Source organism: Mycobacterium sp. NGS58 (assembly GCF_059812385.1).
In genome coordinates this window covers 137,769-152,735 of the sequence record NZ_JCALCO010000001.1, presented here as the reverse complement: position 1 = coordinate 152,735, position 14,967 = coordinate 137,769, and the positions used below count along the sequence as shown (strand labels likewise).

Sequence of the window (14,967 nt, the reverse complement as noted above, 5' to 3'; positions counted from 1 at the left end):
GAGCCGAAAAGTGGTCGCTTAACCCGCCGTCGCGTGGGCGAACTGTTTGAGAATGGTCGCGCAGAACGCCGGCAGGTCCGACGGGGAGCGGCTGGTGATCAGATTGCCGTCGACGACGACCTCCTCGTCGACGACGTGGGCGCCAGCGTTGCGCAGATCGGTGCGAATGCTGGGGTACGACGTCAGCGTCCGACCCACTGCCACACCGGCTTCGGCCAGCGTCCACGGACCGTGACAGATGGCCGCCACCGGCTTGCCCGACCCGACGAAGTCACGGACAAAGGAGACGGCGGAGCTGTCCATGCGCAGCTTGTCTGGGTTCACGGTGCCGCCGGGCAGCACCAGGCCGTCGTAATCTTCGACCGAGGCCTCGGATACCTTTCGCTCGACGGCGAAGGTTCCGGCCGGTTCGAGATCGTGGTTGCGCGCTTGAATTTCGCCGTCCTTCAGCGACAGCAGCTGCACTTGTGCACCGGCTTCCCGCAGCGCCGCACGCGGCTGTTCGAGCTCCACCTTCTCCACGCCGTCAGCCGCAAGGATCGCTATTGTTTTGCCCTGCAATTTGTTTGACATCGTCGCATCCCTTTCTCGCGATCGCCGATTTTCGTCGGCTCAAAGCTCTCGTTACTGCGAAGCGCCCCGATGCGCCCCGTTGCCGGTGGTTCGCAACGCCGTATACAGGTCCAGGCCGGCGATTCCGGAAAGTAGAACCGCGGAGATGGTGCCCTGGCGCCGTCGGCCGGGCCCGCGGGCAACGACGCCGGCGATCAACAGCGTCATGTCCAGGACGTCGCCGGCCACCCGGGTCCACACCAGCTTGGGCGGACCGCCCAGCAGCGCCGCACCGTGGCCGCATTCGCGCAGCCCGAGCGCTCGAATGATCCGCCGCGTCCTCCTCGTGTCGTCCACGCCCGCAATGGCGGCGACCTTCGCCGGGGCCACCAGTTCGCTCATACCCAGGCCGAAACTGGCGCCGCTGAGCGCCCTTACCAGTGTGGTTGTGGTGTCACCGTTGCCATCGCTCATCGTTCACTCCCCCTGCTTAGCCGGAATGCGCGTATTGCGAGCCGGCTGTGCGGCAGCGGTCATAGAGACCAACGCACGCCGGAACGCCCGTTCACGTCCCAGCTCTACCGAACGTCCGACGCGCGTTGGTTGCTGCGCACGACTGCGACCCTGGATACCCGGGCGCAAAGCGGTCAAACCTGCGATCAGTTTGCTGCATCGCGCAGGGCCGCGAGCAACGGCTCGGCGGCTTCGGCGAGGAATCGTTCCTGGGTGTCTCCGCCGATCTGCACGAGCGCGATGTCGGTGAAGCCCGCTTCCCAGTACGGCCGGACGCTCTCGACGATGGCGTCGAGGTCAGGACCGCACGGGATCGTCTCGGCGACGTCTGCGGGTCGCACGAACTGGGTCGCGCCCGCGAAGCCGGCCGGCGTCGGCAGGTCGGCGTTGACCTTCCAGCCGCCGGCGAACCAGCGGAACTGGTCGTGCGCACGCTTGACGGCGGTGTCACGGTCGGGATCCCAGGACACCGGGATCTGGCCGACCACCCGGCCACCGCCGGCGAGGTTGGCCGCTTGGCGGGCGGAGTGCCATTCGCGGACAAGTTCTGCGTCGGGCTCCACGGCGATCAGGTGTTCGGCCAGCTTGGCGAACTTGTCGACGCCCTTCGTCCCGGACATCGCCACCCCGATACCCACCGGAACGTCGGGGACGTCCCACAAGCGCGCCGAATCGACCTGAAAGAAGTCGCCCGCGAAGTCGACCAATTGGCCGCCGAACAGCTCCCGGATGATTTTGATGGCCTCGCGCAGCATGTCTTGCCGGCGCGTGACCGCCGGCCAGCCCTTACCGACGACGTGTTCGTTCAGGTTTTCACCGCTGCCCAGTCCAAGGGTGAATCGGCCATCGGACAGAATCTGCACGGTGGCCGCCTGCTGGGCGACGATCGCGGGGTGATACCGCATGGTCGGGCACGTGACGTAGGTGTAGAGGTCGACCCGCTCGGTGGCCTGCGCCACCGCACCCAGCACCGCCCAGGCGTTCGGAGCGTGTCCTTGCGAGGTGAGCCACGGCGTGAAGTGGTCGCTGCACACGTGAAAGTCGAAGCCGCGCTCTTCGGCCGAAACCGCATCGCGGACAAGGTCTTTGGGTCCACTCTGCTCGGTCATCAAAGTGTAGCCAAAATTCGTCATGCGTGACGGAGTACCCGGCTGCTCCGAGCGCAAACGGCGCCCCGATTTTTTCGTCCGCGATGGTGATGAGTGCTCGGTGATGCCAGCCGCCGCGTGGGCGGCGCGCCTGCGGCAGAATGCCATTCGCTGACCGTCAGCGGCCGGTGCGGGGCGCGACTGCGATCACGACGGCCACTTAATGTTGCGGTGCAACGTCTTTCGCACGATGCGGGCCATTCCGGGCGCCGAGCCGTTGCCGGTGGCTGACCCGCGTGGCTACAGCCGCTCTTTGACGGCGGCCGAGAGCCGGGCGCCGTCGGCCTTGCCGGCGGCGATCGCGGTGGCGGCCTTCATCACCATGCCCATGTGCTTCATTCCCGGTCGCTCGCCGATTTCCTCGGCAACCTGCGCGATCGCCGTATCGGCCACGTCGGCCACCTCGGCCTCGGTGAGCGGGGTGGGCAGGTACTCGTCGATGATCCGGCCCTCGGCGTGCTCGTTGGCGGCGAGTTCCCCGCGCCCGTTCTGGGTGTAGATCTCCGCGGCTTCGCTCCGTTTGCGTGATTCCCTGGCCAGCACCTTGATGACCTCCTCGTCAGTGAGATCTTTCGCCTCTTTACCGGAGACTTCCTCGGTTTGGATCGCGGCCAACAGCATGCGCAGGGTGGCCGTTCGCAACTTGTCCTGGGCCTTCATCGCCGCGGTCAGGTCCGTCCGGATCCGGGATTTGAGTTCCGCCATGTGTGAGACGCTACGCGCCGGGTGGGGGGTCAACATTGTGAAATGCCCCGGCCGCCGACAGGATGGAGCCCATGACGTACGACGCGCCCGGCTGCAAAGGCCGCGGGGTTCGGTGAGCGGGCCGCCACCTGGTTATCCGGCTGGCCCGCCGCCGGCATACGGTCCACAACCTGGATACGGTCCACCCGCAGCGTATGGCCCGCAACCGGCTTACGGCCCACCATCGGAGTATGGCCCGCCGCCGGCGTATGCCCCGCCGCCTGGCTACCAGTCCCCGCCCGCCTATCAGCCCCCACCCAGCTACCCGCCGCCCGGCTACGGACCACCTCCGGGCTACGGGCCGCCGGCCGGATACGGGCCTGCGTCGGGCTACGGATCGATGCCCCACTTCGGCCGTTACGGAGCCGTCAAGCCGGGGATCATCCCCCTGCGGCCGCTGACCCTGGGCGACATCTTCAACGGCGCGGTCGGCTACGTCCGGGCGAACCCGAAGGCGACGCTCGGTGTGACCGCCATCGTGGTGGTGATCATGCAGATCGTCACCAAGGCCGCATTCTTCGGACCGCTGGCCGCGGCCGACAGATTCCCCAGCGATCGATCCGGCGAACTGAGCTCGGGGTTCGTGGGTGCCTGGTCCGCGTCATTGATCGGCGGCCTCCTGGTCAGCTGGCTGGGCGGCATGCTGCTGTCCGGCATGCTCACCGTCATCATCGGGCGGGCGGTGTTCGGCTCACCCATCACCATCGGCGAAACCTGGCTCAAGATCCGCGGGCGCCTGCTGGCCCTGCTCGGCCTGGCCCTGCTGGAAGCCGTCGCGGTGGCGGCCCTTGCCGGGTTGGTCGCGGTGATCATCGGCGTGCTGGCGGCGATCGGCAACGCCGCTGCGGCCGTGGTGTTGGGCATTCCGCTGGCGCTGGCCGTCCTCGCGCTGCTGGTCTACCTGTACACGGTGGTGTTGTTCGCCCCGGTGCTCATCGTGCTGGAGCGACTGCCGGTCATGGAAGCGATCGCCCGCTCCTTCAAGCTGGTACGCAACGGCTTCTGGCGGGTGCTAGGAATCCGGGTGCTCGCGTTGCTGGTGACATCCGTCGTCGCCAACGCCGTCGCCGTGCCGTTCAGCATCGTCGGCCAGTTCGTCCAAGTCAGCTCGTCGGCCACTGCGTTCGTGGTCAGCACGGCGATTCTCTCGGTGGGGGCGGCGATCGGCGAGATCATCACCGCGCCGTTCAACGCGGGCGTGATCGTCCTGCTGTACACCGACCGCCGGATGCGCGCCGAGGCATTCGACCTGGTGCTGCAAAGCGGGGCCGCCCAGGGGCCGTACGCGGCCGCGTCCACCGACAACCTCTGGCTGACCCGGCCCCTGTAAGGGCCGAGCGAGGATAGCTGAGGATGCCATCGATCGACATCGACCGCGATGCCGCACACAGCGCGGCGCAGGACGAGCTCAACAAACCGATCTATTCGAAGGGCTCCCCCGGGGAACATTTCATCAACTGGGTGTTCGACCAGATTTACCGGCTGCTGCAGAAGATCTCGTCGGTTCCGGGCGGATGGTTCACCGCGACAGTGCTTTTCACCCTGGTCGCCATCGCGGTGATCGTCGGCATCCATATTCTGCGACGCACCATGCGCACCCGCCGCGGCGGTGACCACTCGCTGTTCGAAGCCGGCCAACTGACCGCCGCCCAGCATCGCGTGACCGCCGAAAACTTCGCGGCCGAGGGCAATTGGGCTGCGGCGATTCGTCACCGCCTGCGCGCCGTCGCCCGCCAGCTCGAAGAAACGGGAGTGCTGACATCCGCCCCCGGCCGGACGGCCAACGAGCTCGCCCGCGATGCCGGTGCCCTGCTGCCGCACCTGGTCAGCGAATTAGGGCGAGCGGCAATGGCTTTCAACGACGTCACCTACGGCGAACAACCCGGAACCCAAGCGGCCTATCAGATGATCGCCGGCCTGGACGACCAGCTGCTGACCCGCTGGCAGGGCGGTCCGCTCGAGCCCAGCCAACCCGCCGCAGCCGAGTCGTGGGCGCAGGTGCGGTGATGACGGCGATCACCGGCACCGATCCGGAAGTCACGCAGCGGCGCTGGCGCTCCTGGCGCTGGGTGCTCGTCACGGTGCTGGTGCTCGCCGTCATCGCCGGCGTCGACGCGTATCTGAACGCGCCACGACCGGGCCCCCGCATGGACCCGGCGTCCACCAGCTCCGACGGTGCGCACGCGCTGGTGGAGTTGCTGCGCCGTGCCGGAGTCGACGTCGTCGTGGCCCACAACATCGCCGACGTCGAGAATGCGGCACGCCCGGACGCGCTGATACTGGTGGCCGAGAGCCAACATCTCACCGACACGCTCCTGGACCGGCTGGACAACGTTCATTCGGACCTGCTGCTGGTGGAACCGACGGCGCGGGCCCGCGAGGCGCTGCTGCCCGGCGTGCGGGTCTCGCACGTGAAAGGTTTTGACCTCGACCCGAATTGCACACTGCGCGAGGCTGTTCGATCCGGGCCGGTCCGCTTCGGGGCGAGTAACAAATACGAGTCCGAAGACGGCCGCGCGATGACCCGCTGCTACGACGGCGCGTTGATCCGCTTCCGTGACGACGGTCGCACCATCACAGCCGTCGGTAGCACCGACTTCATGACCAATGGCAACCTGCTGCAAGCGGGCAACGCCGCCCTGGCGATGAACCTGGCCGGCGATCGACCCCGGCTCGTCTGGTACGCACCCCAACACGTCGAGGGTGAATCCTCGCCCAAATCAACGCTTTTGCAGCTGCTTCCGTCCAAAGTGTTCTGGCTCGTAGGCCAACTGGCGCTGGTGGTGCTGCTGGTCGCCGTGTGGAAGGCCCGCCGGCCCGGACCGCTGGTGGCCGAGGCCATACCGGTGGTGGTGCGCGCGTCGGAGACCGTGGAGGGCCGCGGCCGGCTGTATCGGTCCCGACGGGCACGCGATCGCGCGGCCGCCGCTTTGCGCGCGGCCACTTTGGCGCGGCTGCTGCCGCGGCTCGGCCTGGGTGCGGGTGCTTCGCCGTCGGCGGTGGTGACCACCGCGGCCGGGCGCATTGGATCCGATCCGGCGTTCATCTCCTACCATCTGTTCGGTCCGCCTCCGACGACCGACAACGACCTGTTACAACTCGCCCGTGCGCTCGACGAAATCGAAAGGCAGGTCGCACACCCGTGACACAATCCACTACCGCCCAATCTCCCACCGCTGAATCGGCGCGCGAGGCGCTGCTGGCCCTGCGCGGCGAGCTGGCCAAGGCCGTCGTCGGACAGGAGGGCGTGGTCAGCGGCCTGGTGATCGCGCTGCTGTGCCGCGGCCACGTGCTGTTGGAAGGCGTTCCGGGAGTGGCCAAGACGCTGTTGGTCCGGGCGCTGTCCGCGGCGCTGCAGTTGGAGTTCAAGCGCGTGCAGTTCACCCCCGACCTCATGCCCGGCGACGTGACGGGCTCGCTGGTGTACGACGCGCGCACCGCCGCGTTCGTCTTCCGGCCCGGTCCGGTGTTCACCAATCTCCTGCTCGCCGACGAGATCAACCGGACCCCGCCCAAGACCCAGGCCGCGCTGCTCGAGGCGATGGAAGAGCGTCAGGTCAGCGTCGATGGCGAACCGCAGCCGCTGCCCGACCCCTTCATCGTGGCCGCGACCCAGAACCCGGTCGAATACGAGGGCACCTATCAATTGCCCGAGGCTCAGCTGGACCGCTTTTTGCTCAAACTGAATGTGACCCTCCCGCCCCGGGACGCCGAGATCGCCATCCTGCATCGGCACGCGCACGGCTTCGACCCGCGCGATCTGTCGGCGATCAAGCCGGTGGCCGGGCCCGGCGACCTGGCGGCCGGTCGCGACGCCGTGCGCAACGTGCTGGTTGCCGACGAGGTGCTGGGCTACATCGTCGACATCGTCGGGGCCACCCGCTCCTCCCCCGCGCTGCAACTCGGCGTGTCACCCCGTGGGGCGACCGCCCTGCTCGCCACGGCGCGCTCGTGGTCCTGGCTGTCCGGGCGCAACTACGTCACTCCCGACGACGTGAAGGCGATGGCCCGCCCGACGCTGCGGCATCGGGTGATGTTGCGGCCCGAGGCGGAACTGGAAGGGGCCACACCCGACGGGGTGCTCGACGGGATACTGGCGTCGGTTCCGGTGCCCCGCTAGTGGTCCTGACCGGACGCACCGGGCTGGTCGCACTGATCTGCGTCCTGCCGATTGCGCTGTCTCCTTGGCCGGCAACGGCTTTCGTGGTCCTACTGATAGCGCTGGCGACCGCGGTGGCCGTCGACGTCGTACTGGCGGCCGGCACCGCCAAGTTGCGCTACGTGCGTTCCCCGGACCGCTCGGCCCGGCTCGGGCAGCAGGTGGAGTGCGGCCTGCTGATCCACAACGGCGGTCCGCGCCGGTTCCGCGGCCAGGTCCGCGACGCCTGGCCGCCCAGCGCCCAGGCACGACCGCGCATCCATCCCATCGACATCCCCGCCGGGCAAGAACAGCACGTCCAGACCCAGTTCCAACCGGTGCGCCGCGGCGACCAAAGAGCGACGGTGGTGACCGCCCGATCGATCGGCCCGCTGGGGTTGGCGGGGCGGCAGAGTTCGCGACCGGTGCCGGGGCAGCTGCGGGTGCTGCCCCCGTTCCTGGCCCGCAAGCACCTGCCGTCGCGGCTCGCCAAGCTACGGGAGATCGACGGTCTGCTGCCCACGCTGGTACGCGGTCAGGGAACCGAATTCGACTCGCTGCGAGAATATGTCGTCGGCGACGACGTGCGCTCGATCGACTGGCGCGCCACCGCGCGTCGCGCCGATGTGGTGGTGCGCACCTGGCGGCCCGAGCGCGACCGGCGGGTGGTGATCGTGCTCGACACGGGCCGCACGGCCGCGGGGCGGGTCGGCGTCGATCCGACGGCGGCGGATCCCGCGGGCTGGCCGCGGCTGGATTGGTCGATGGACGCCGCACTGCTGCTGGCGGCGCTGGCATCGCGCGCCGGCGACCATGTCGACTTCCTCGCCCACGACCAGGTGAGCCGGGCCGGTGTGTTCGGCGCCTCACGCACCGAATTGCTCGCCCAGCTCGTCGACGCGATGGCGCCCCTGCAACCGACGCTTGTCGAATCCGACTGGCGAGCGATGGTTTCCACGATCGCGCTGCGGGCCCGCCGGCGGTCGCTGGTGGTGCTGCTGACCGACCTCAACGCGGCCGCCCTCGAGGAGGGACTGTTGCCCATATTGCCGCAGCTATCTGCCAAACACCACCTGCTCCTGGCCGCGGTCTCCGACCCGCGCGTCGACCAAATGGCCGGGGGGCGTTCGGATGCCGCGGCGGTGTACGACGCGGCGGCCGCCGAACGCTCCCGCAATGACCGCGGCGCGATCGCCACGCGGCTCCGCCGCAGCGGGGTCGAGGTCGTCGACGCAGCGCCCGATGAACTGGCGCCCGCCCTCGCCGATCACTATCTGGCGATGAAGGCGACCGGGCGTCTGTGACCGCGCGCCGCGAGACCGCAACCAACGACGCGTTTCCCGGGTAACCCGTCCGTACTTGCGGTCTCGCGGAACTCAGCCGGTGGGCACCACATCGGGCGACTCTTCCATATCACCGATTTCGCCGGCCTGCACAGCGCGGCGGCCGAAGTAGACGATGTAGGACAAGAACGCCGCCTCAGCGATGACGCCGATGCCGACCCGCACGAACGTCGGCAGTCCGGACGGGGTCACCAGCGCTTCGATCAACCCCGAGACCAAGAGCACCGCAACCAGACCCACGGCGACCGAGACGACGGCACGGCCCTGTTCGGCGAGCACCTGGCCGCGTGGCCGATCGCCAGGCGAGATCACCGACCATCCGAGCCGCATTCCCGTTGCGCCCGAGAGGAATACCGCCGTGAGTTCCAGCAGCCCATGCGGGGCAAGCAGACCCAGCAGCAGGGCGCCTTTGCCGGCAGGAAACATCAGGCCGGCAGTGACGCCCAGGTTGGCGGCATTCTCCAGCAGAACCAGGGGGATCGGCAGTCCCAGCACCACCGACATGGCGATGCATTGAGCGGACACCCACGAGTTGTTGATCCAGATCTGCAGTGCGAACGCCGCGGCGGGATGTTCGCTGTAGTACGACTCGACGTCGTGGTTGATCAATTGGTCGATGTCAGTAGGTGTTCCGATCAACGACTGCACGTCCGGGCTGCCGGCCACCCACAGAGCGACGATCACGACCACGGCAAAGAACGCCGCCGCGGTGCCCAGCCACCACCGCCAGGTGCGGTAGGCAACCACCGGGAACGACACCGTCCAGAACCTGGTGAATGCCCTGCTCAGTGGAGCATGGGCGCCGGTCACCGCGGACCGGGCCCGCGCGACCAGGCTCGAGAGCCGACCGATCAACACGGAGTCCGACGAAGCCGAGCGCAGCATCGACAGGTGGGTGGAGACCCGCTGATAGAGGTCGACGAGTTCGTCGACCTCCGCACCGGACAGCGATCGGCGCCGCCCGATCAATCGGTCGAGGCGGTCCCAGGTAGGGCGATGGGCCAGCACGAATGCATCGACGTCCACCCTCGGCAGCCTAATCGCATCGCCGGCACAGCAAAGTGCGGCGGGCCACACCCAGCCAACCTGTACCGTTCGAAGTTATGTCGGAGGTGGTGACCGGGGACGCTGTGGTGCTCGATGTGCAGATCGCCCAGCTGCCGGTGCGGACGTTGAGCGCGCTGATCGATATCGCGGTCATGGCCATCGGTTACCTGCTCGGCCTGATGTTGTGGGCGGCCACGCTGACCCAATTCGATACCGCTCTGTCTCAAGCGATCCTGCTGATCTTCACGGTGCTGGTGGTCGTGGGCTATCCATTGATTCTCGAAACAGCAACGCGGGGACGCTCGGTGGGAAAGATCGCGATGGGCCTGCGAGTCGTCTCCGACGACGGCGGGCCAGAACGGTTCCGTCAGGCGTTGTTTCGCGCCCTGGCGTCGTTGGTGGAGATCTGGATGCTGTTCGGGAGCCCCGCCGTCATCTGCAGCATCTTGTCCCCCAAGGCCAAGCGGATCGGCGACATTTTCGCCGGCACGGTGGTGGTCAACGAACGCGGGCCTCGACTCGGGCCGCCGCCGATGATGCCGCCCTCCTTGGCGTGGTGGGCATCGTCGCTGCAGTTGTCCGGGCTGTCGGCCGGCCAGGCCGAGGTTGCGCGCCAATTCCTTTCCAGGGCAACACAGCTCGACCGCCAGTTGCGCATACAAATGGGATACCGGATCGCCGGCGATGTGGTGGCCCACATCGCGCCGCCCCCACCGCCCGGCGCTCCGCCGGAACTCGTGCTCGCCGCGGTCCTCGCCGAGCGGCACCGCCGCGAACTGGCTCGGTTGCGGCCGGTCATGCCCGCGCCGGGGCAACAACCGAGGGGGCCGGTGGCGTGGCCGCCGCCCGGCGCCGCATATCAGGGCCCCCCGGCATGGCCCAGCCCGCCGCCGGGTGCGATAGCGCAACCGCCCCCTCAGGCATGGCCACATCCGCAACCCGGTCGATCGGGCCCGGAAAACACCGATACGCCCGGCGGTTTCTCACCGCCGGGCTAGCCGGCCACACTCGCCGCCATGAGTAGGACGTCGGCAACCAGCAGCGCCCATCCGCACAGCGGAACCGCGATACCGCCGCGGCGTTTGGCGGTGAAAAACGAGATGATGATGATGACGACGGCGACCGCGGGCGCGCCGTAGAACGCGACGCCGAAGTTGATCCCGCCTTGGCCCAGGCTGGGACAGCTGGCTTCGCTGCAGCCGTCGGTACTCATTACGGCACCGAGCGCGAAGAGCATCACGAGCGCGGCGGCGGGCACCGTCGCCAGCGCCAGTCCCCAATTGATCCAGGGCCGGGTGTTGCGGCGCCGCGCACCATCGGGTCGCCCAACCGCGGCCGCGCCGACGCCACCGCCATCGACCTTCAGGTGATTGTCGGGATCCATCCCGGTAGGACCTACCCGTCGTCTAGCCCATGCAAACCGCTCTGGCGGACGGATCGTTGACCGATGAACATCTAATTCTCCCAGGTCAGCCGCCACCCGCCGGTCTCAACCGACACTCAGCGTTGCATCACGTTAGTTTCCGATATATCGTGATGTTTCGTAGCGCACGCCCGGTGCGCGACCCACAAACGCAAGGACAGACACATGAGCAACCCATTCACTCCCCCCGACGGCCCCTTCGCCGGCCGACCCGGTTTCGGATTCGGCTTCGGATCCGGCCCGGCTGACCGGCGCGCCCTGCACGAGGCACGGCGCCAGGCCCGACGGGACTTCCGCGAGCATCTGCGCGATCATGCCGGCGGCCACGACGGCCCGCTCGGCTTCGGGCCCGGTTTCGGACCGGGCTTTGGTCCCGGCTTTGGTCCCGGCTTCGGCTTCGGCCCCGGTGGACGGCGCAGCGGATGGCGCCGCGGCGGTCCGGGTCGGGGCAAGCGTGGCGACGTGCGAGCGGCCATCCTGAAGCTGCTCGTCGAGCGGCCGATGCACGGCTACGAAATGATCCAGCAGATCGCCGAACGCAGCAACGGACTCTGGAAGCCGAGCCCCGGCTCGGTGTACCCGACGCTTCAGCTGCTCGACGACGAAGGCCTGATCACCGCGAGCGAAACCGAAGGCAGCAAGAAGCTTTTCGAGCTGACCGAACCGGGCCGCGCCGCGGCCGAGAAGATCGAGACGCCGCCGTGGGACGAGATCACCGAAGGGGCCGACCCCGGTCACATGAATCTGCGGGCCGCCGTTGGTCAGTTATTCGGTGCGGTCGGGCAGTCCGCCCACACCGCTTCCGCCGAGCAGCAGCAGCGCATCGTCGACATCCTCAATAACGCGCGACGCGAAATCTACGGGATTCTCGGCGAAGACTGAGGGCCTTCGGCGGATCCTGGATGGGTGGCGTCACGTGACCCCTCAAGTTACGGAGACCCAATCCAGGGTCCGCTGCACGGCTTTTCGCCAGCCCTCGTAACCCGCGGCGCGCTGCTTGTCGTTCCACGCGGGCGCCCAGCGCTTGCCCTCTTGCCAGTTGGCACGCAGGTCGGCCGGATCGGCCCAGAACCCTACCGCCAGACCGGCCGCGTAGGCGGCGCCCAGCGCGGTCGTCTCGGCGACGACGGGCCGGACCACGTCCACCCCCAACACGTCAGCCTGGATCTGCATGCACAGTTCGTTCTCAGTGATACCGCCGTCGACTTTCAAAACATCAAGGCGCACACCGGAATCCGCCGCCATCGCGTCCACCACATCACGGCTCTGATAGCAGATCGCTTCCAGTGTCGCGCGCGCCAGGTGGGCGTTGGTGTTGAACCGGGACAGGCCAACGATCGCGCCGCGCGCATCGGATCGCCAGTAGGGCGCGAACAGCCCGGAAAACGCCGGAACGAAATAGACTCCGCCGTTGTCGTCCACCTGGCGCGCCAGTGCTTCGCTTTGCGCGGCACCGCTGATGATGCCCAGCTGATCGCGCAGCCACTGCACGGCCGCGCCCGTCACCGCGATCGAACCCTCCAGCGCGTACACGGGTTTGGCGCCCCCGAACTGATAGCAGACGGTGGTCAGCAGCCCGTTGTCTGACCGCACGATCGTCTCGCCGGTATTGAGCAACAGGAAATTTCCCGTGCCGTAGGTGTTTTTGGCTTCCCCCTCGGACAGACACACCTGGCCCACCATCGCCGCGTGCTGATCGCCGAGCATCCCGGTGATCGGCACCTCGCCGCCGGCCGGCCCGGTCTCCGAGGTCACGCCGTAGGGCTGCGGCGACGACGACGGCGCGATTCTCGGCAACATCGCACGAGGAATGGCGAAGATCGACAACAGCTCGTCGTCCCAGTCCAGGGTCTCCAGGTTCATCAGCATGGTACGGCTGGCGTTGGTCACGTCCGTGGCGTGCACGCCGCCCCGCGGCCCGCCGGTCAGGTTCCACAACACCCAGGTGTCGGCGGTGCCGAACAGGGCCTCACCGTTTTCGGCGGCCTGACGCACGCCGTCGACGTTGTCCAGGATCCATTGCAGCTTGGCCCCGGAGAAGTAGGTGGCCGGGGGCAGCCCGGCCTTGCGCCGGATCACGCCGCCGCGACCGTCGCGTTCCAGCGCCGACGCGATCCGGTCGGTGCGGGTATCCTGCCAGACGATCGCGTTGTAGTAGGGGCGCCCGGTCTTGCGGTTCCACACCAGCGTGGTCTCGCGCTGATTCGTAATGCCGAGCGCGGCAATGTCTTTCGGACTAAGATTGGCGCGGTTCAGCACCGACGTCAGCACCGAGGAGGTGCGCTCCCAGATCTCGACCGGGTCGTGTTCCACCCACCCGGCCCGGGGCAGGATCTGCTCGTGCTCGAGTTGATGGCGCGCCACTTCGGCACCCTCGTGATCGAAGATCATGCAGCGGGTGCTGGTGGTCCCCTGGTCGATTGCGGCGACGAATTCGGCGAACTCGGCCAACTGCTCTCCTCCACCCGTGACACGTTTGCGGCAAAAGTCCATCATGGTCTACCCCGCCGCACGGCCGAGGCGGCAACCGCGACTCGCGGGAGCTTGCGTTACGGGCGGTAACCCTGTTGCATCTGCGGTGTGGGCGAAGAGGTCAAGCGCACCACGTACGACAGCGCGCATCGGCGAGAATACCGCCGCAAGGTACAGCTGTGCCTGGAGGCCTTCGAAACGATGCTGGCACGGTCATGCTTCGATTCCGAGCAGCCGTTGACCGGCATGGAGATCGAGTGCAACCTCGTCGACTCCGGCTATCAGCCGGCCATGTCCAATCGCCACGTGCTCGACGCTATCGGCGATCCGGCGTACCAGACCGAATTAGGCGCCTACAACATTGAATTCAACGTTCCGCCGCACGCGCTGCCCGGACATACCACGCTCGATCTCGAGGCCGAGGTGCGGGCCAGCCTGAACGAGGCCGAGAACAAGGCCAGCGCCGCCGGCGGCGCCCACATCGTCATGATCGGCATCCTGCCCACGCTGATGTCCGAACACCTCGACCATGGCTGGATGAGCGAGTCGACGCGATACGCCGCACTCAACGACTCGATCTTCACCGCCCGCGGCGAAGACATTCCCATCGACATCTCCGGCCCGGAGCCGCTCAGTTGGCACACCGCCACGATCGCACCCGAATCCGCTTGCACCAGCATGCAATTGCATTTGCAGTTGGCGCCCGAGGCGTTCGGCGCCAACTGGAATGCGGCGCAGATCGTGGCAGGCCCGCAGCTGGCGCTGGGCGCCAACTCGCCCTTCTTCTTCGGGCACCAGCTATGGGCGGAAACCCGCATCGAGCTGTTCACCCAATCCACCGACACCCGGCCGGAGGAGCTGAAAACTCAAGGCGTGCGCCCCCGGGTGTGGTTCGGTGAGCGGTGGATCGGCTCGGTGCTCGACCTCTACCACGAGAACGTCCGTTACTTCCCGTCCCTGCTGCCCGAGGTCTCCGACGAGGACCCGGTCGCGGAGCTCGCCGCCGGGCGCATCCCGCAGCTTCCCGAACTGCGCCTGCACAACGGCACCGTCTACCGGTGGAATCGGCCGGTGTACGACGTGGTCGACGGCCGCCCCCATCTGCGACTCGAGAACCGGGTGTTGCCGGCCGGACCGACCGTCATCGACATGCTGGCGAATTCGGCCTTCTTCTACGGCGTGCTGCGCAGCCTGTCCGAAGCCGACGACCCGTTATGGGGCAGGATGGATTTCGCTGTGGCGGAAGCCAATTTCCTGGGGGCGGCGCGCTACGGCATCGACGCCCGCCAGCGCTGGCCGGGGGTGGGTGAGGTGAGCGCACGCGAACTTGTGCTCGACACGCTGCTACCGATCGCCGACGAAGGGCTGCGACGCTGGGGCGTGGACGCCGAGGTACGCGACCGGTTCCTCGGGGTCATCGAGGGCCGGGCCCGAGCGGGGCGCAACGGTGCCAGCTGGCAGGTGTCGACCGTGCGGGCACTGCAGGACGGCGGCATGAGCAGGCCCGCGGCGCTGGCAGAGATGCTGCGCCGGTATTGCGGCCACATGCACGCCAACGAACCGGTGCACACCTGGGAGTAGCTTGAG

15 protein-coding genes are annotated in these 14,967 nt (G+C 67.8%); 8 read left to right on the top strand and 7 right to left on the bottom strand.

Features of this window, described 5'->3' with window-relative positions; genetic code table 11:
• Positions 1-18: 18 nt before the first annotated feature.
• From AC5Y4H_RS00735 to AC5Y4H_RS00720, 4 genes are all read right to left on the bottom strand, one after another.
• Positions 19-573, bottom strand: coding sequence for a type 1 glutamine amidotransferase domain-containing protein (locus AC5Y4H_RS00735; RefSeq protein ID WP_499977684.1), 555 nt, complete (start codon positions 571-573; stop codon positions 19-21).
• A 51-nt stretch (positions 574-624) separates the two neighbouring features.
• Positions 625-1,026: a malate dehydrogenase gene (locus AC5Y4H_RS00730; RefSeq protein ID WP_499977682.1), complete on the bottom strand. Its 402-nt coding sequence runs from the start codon at positions 1,024-1,026 to the stop codon at positions 625-627.
• A 185-nt stretch (positions 1,027-1,211) separates the two neighbouring features.
• Complete coding sequence (locus AC5Y4H_RS00725; protein WP_499977680.1) at positions 1,212-2,198, bottom strand: LLM class F420-dependent oxidoreductase; 987 nt, start codon at positions 2,196-2,198, stop codon at positions 1,212-1,214.
• A 255-nt stretch (positions 2,199-2,453) separates the two neighbouring features.
• Entirely contained in the window at positions 2,454-2,918 is a 465-nt protein-coding gene (locus AC5Y4H_RS00720; RefSeq protein WP_499977678.1) for a GatB/YqeY domain-containing protein, read from the bottom strand.
• Here AC5Y4H_RS00720 and AC5Y4H_RS00715 point away from each other — a divergent pair.
• Genes AC5Y4H_RS00715 through AC5Y4H_RS00695 form a run of 5 tightly spaced genes read left to right on the top strand, consistent with a single transcriptional unit; the run spans position 2,917 to position 8,399 of the window.
• The gene (locus AC5Y4H_RS00715) at positions 2,917-4,287 is read left to right on the top strand and encodes a DUF7847 domain-containing protein (protein WP_499977676.1); all 1,371 of its coding nucleotides are present in this window, start codon (positions 2,917-2,919) and stop codon (positions 4,285-4,287) included. The two genes, AC5Y4H_RS00720 and AC5Y4H_RS00715, sit on opposite strands and share 2 nt — an antisense overlap.
• Before the next feature lie 23 nt (positions 4,288-4,310).
• The gene (locus AC5Y4H_RS00710) at positions 4,311-4,964 is read left to right on the top strand and encodes a DUF4129 domain-containing protein (RefSeq protein ID WP_499977673.1); all 654 of its coding nucleotides are present in this window, start codon (positions 4,311-4,313) and stop codon (positions 4,962-4,964) included.
• Entirely contained in the window at positions 4,964-6,103 is a 1,140-nt protein-coding gene (locus AC5Y4H_RS00705) for a DUF4350 domain-containing protein (protein WP_499977671.1), read from the top strand. Before AC5Y4H_RS00710 ends, AC5Y4H_RS00705 begins: the two co-directional genes overlap by 1 nt.
• Positions 6,100-7,077, top strand: a complete 978-nt coding sequence (locus AC5Y4H_RS00700; protein WP_499977669.1) for an AAA family ATPase — start codon at positions 6,100-6,102, stop codon at positions 7,075-7,077. Before AC5Y4H_RS00705 ends, AC5Y4H_RS00700 begins: the two co-directional genes overlap by 4 nt.
• On the top strand, positions 7,077-8,399 hold the full coding sequence (locus tag AC5Y4H_RS00695; protein WP_499977667.1) for a DUF58 domain-containing protein: 1,323 nt from the start codon (positions 7,077-7,079) through the stop codon (positions 8,397-8,399). The genes AC5Y4H_RS00700 and AC5Y4H_RS00695 overlap by 1 nt, the downstream gene beginning before the upstream one ends.
• Before the next feature lie 72 nt (positions 8,400-8,471).
• Here AC5Y4H_RS00695 and AC5Y4H_RS00690 read toward each other — a convergent pair whose 3' ends face one another.
• Positions 8,472-9,464 carry a stage II sporulation protein M gene (locus AC5Y4H_RS00690; protein ID WP_499977666.1) on the bottom strand — a complete coding sequence of 331 codons (993 nt, stop codon included), beginning with the start codon at positions 9,462-9,464 and terminating at the stop codon, positions 8,472-8,474.
• Between the two features lie 77 nt (positions 9,465-9,541).
• Here AC5Y4H_RS00690 and AC5Y4H_RS00685 point away from each other — a divergent pair, with 77 nt between their 5' ends.
• Positions 9,542-10,483 (top strand): RDD family protein, encoded by a 942-nt coding sequence (locus tag AC5Y4H_RS00685; RefSeq protein WP_499977665.1) that lies wholly within the window; start codon positions 9,542-9,544, stop codon positions 10,481-10,483.
• Here the strand turns inward: AC5Y4H_RS00685 and AC5Y4H_RS00680 are convergent.
• Entirely contained in the window at positions 10,480-10,869 is a 390-nt protein-coding gene (locus tag AC5Y4H_RS00680; RefSeq protein ID WP_499977663.1) for a hypothetical protein, read from the bottom strand. The genes AC5Y4H_RS00685 and AC5Y4H_RS00680 overlap by 4 nt on opposite strands.
• Positions 10,870-11,073: 204 nt before the next feature.
• On the opposite strand from AC5Y4H_RS00680, the gene AC5Y4H_RS00675 reads away from it, so the two are divergent.
• Positions 11,074-11,790 (top strand): PadR family transcriptional regulator, encoded by a 717-nt coding sequence (locus AC5Y4H_RS00675; RefSeq protein ID WP_499977661.1) that lies wholly within the window; start codon positions 11,074-11,076, stop codon positions 11,788-11,790.
• A gap of 42 nt (positions 11,791-11,832) precedes the next feature.
• Here the strand turns inward: AC5Y4H_RS00675 and glpK are convergent, their stop codons facing one another.
• A complete protein-coding gene (gene glpK, locus AC5Y4H_RS00670; RefSeq protein ID WP_499978111.1) occupies positions 11,833-13,401 on the bottom strand; it encodes a glycerol kinase GlpK in 1,569 nt (522 codons plus the stop codon).
• 87 nt (positions 13,402-13,488) lie between these two features.
• On the opposite strand from glpK, the gene AC5Y4H_RS00665 reads away from it, so the two are divergent.
• The gene (locus tag AC5Y4H_RS00665) at positions 13,489-14,961 is read left to right on the top strand and encodes a glutamate-cysteine ligase family protein (protein ID WP_499977660.1); all 1,473 of its coding nucleotides are present in this window, start codon (positions 13,489-13,491) and stop codon (positions 14,959-14,961) included.
• Positions 14,962-14,967 lie beyond the last annotated feature (6 nt).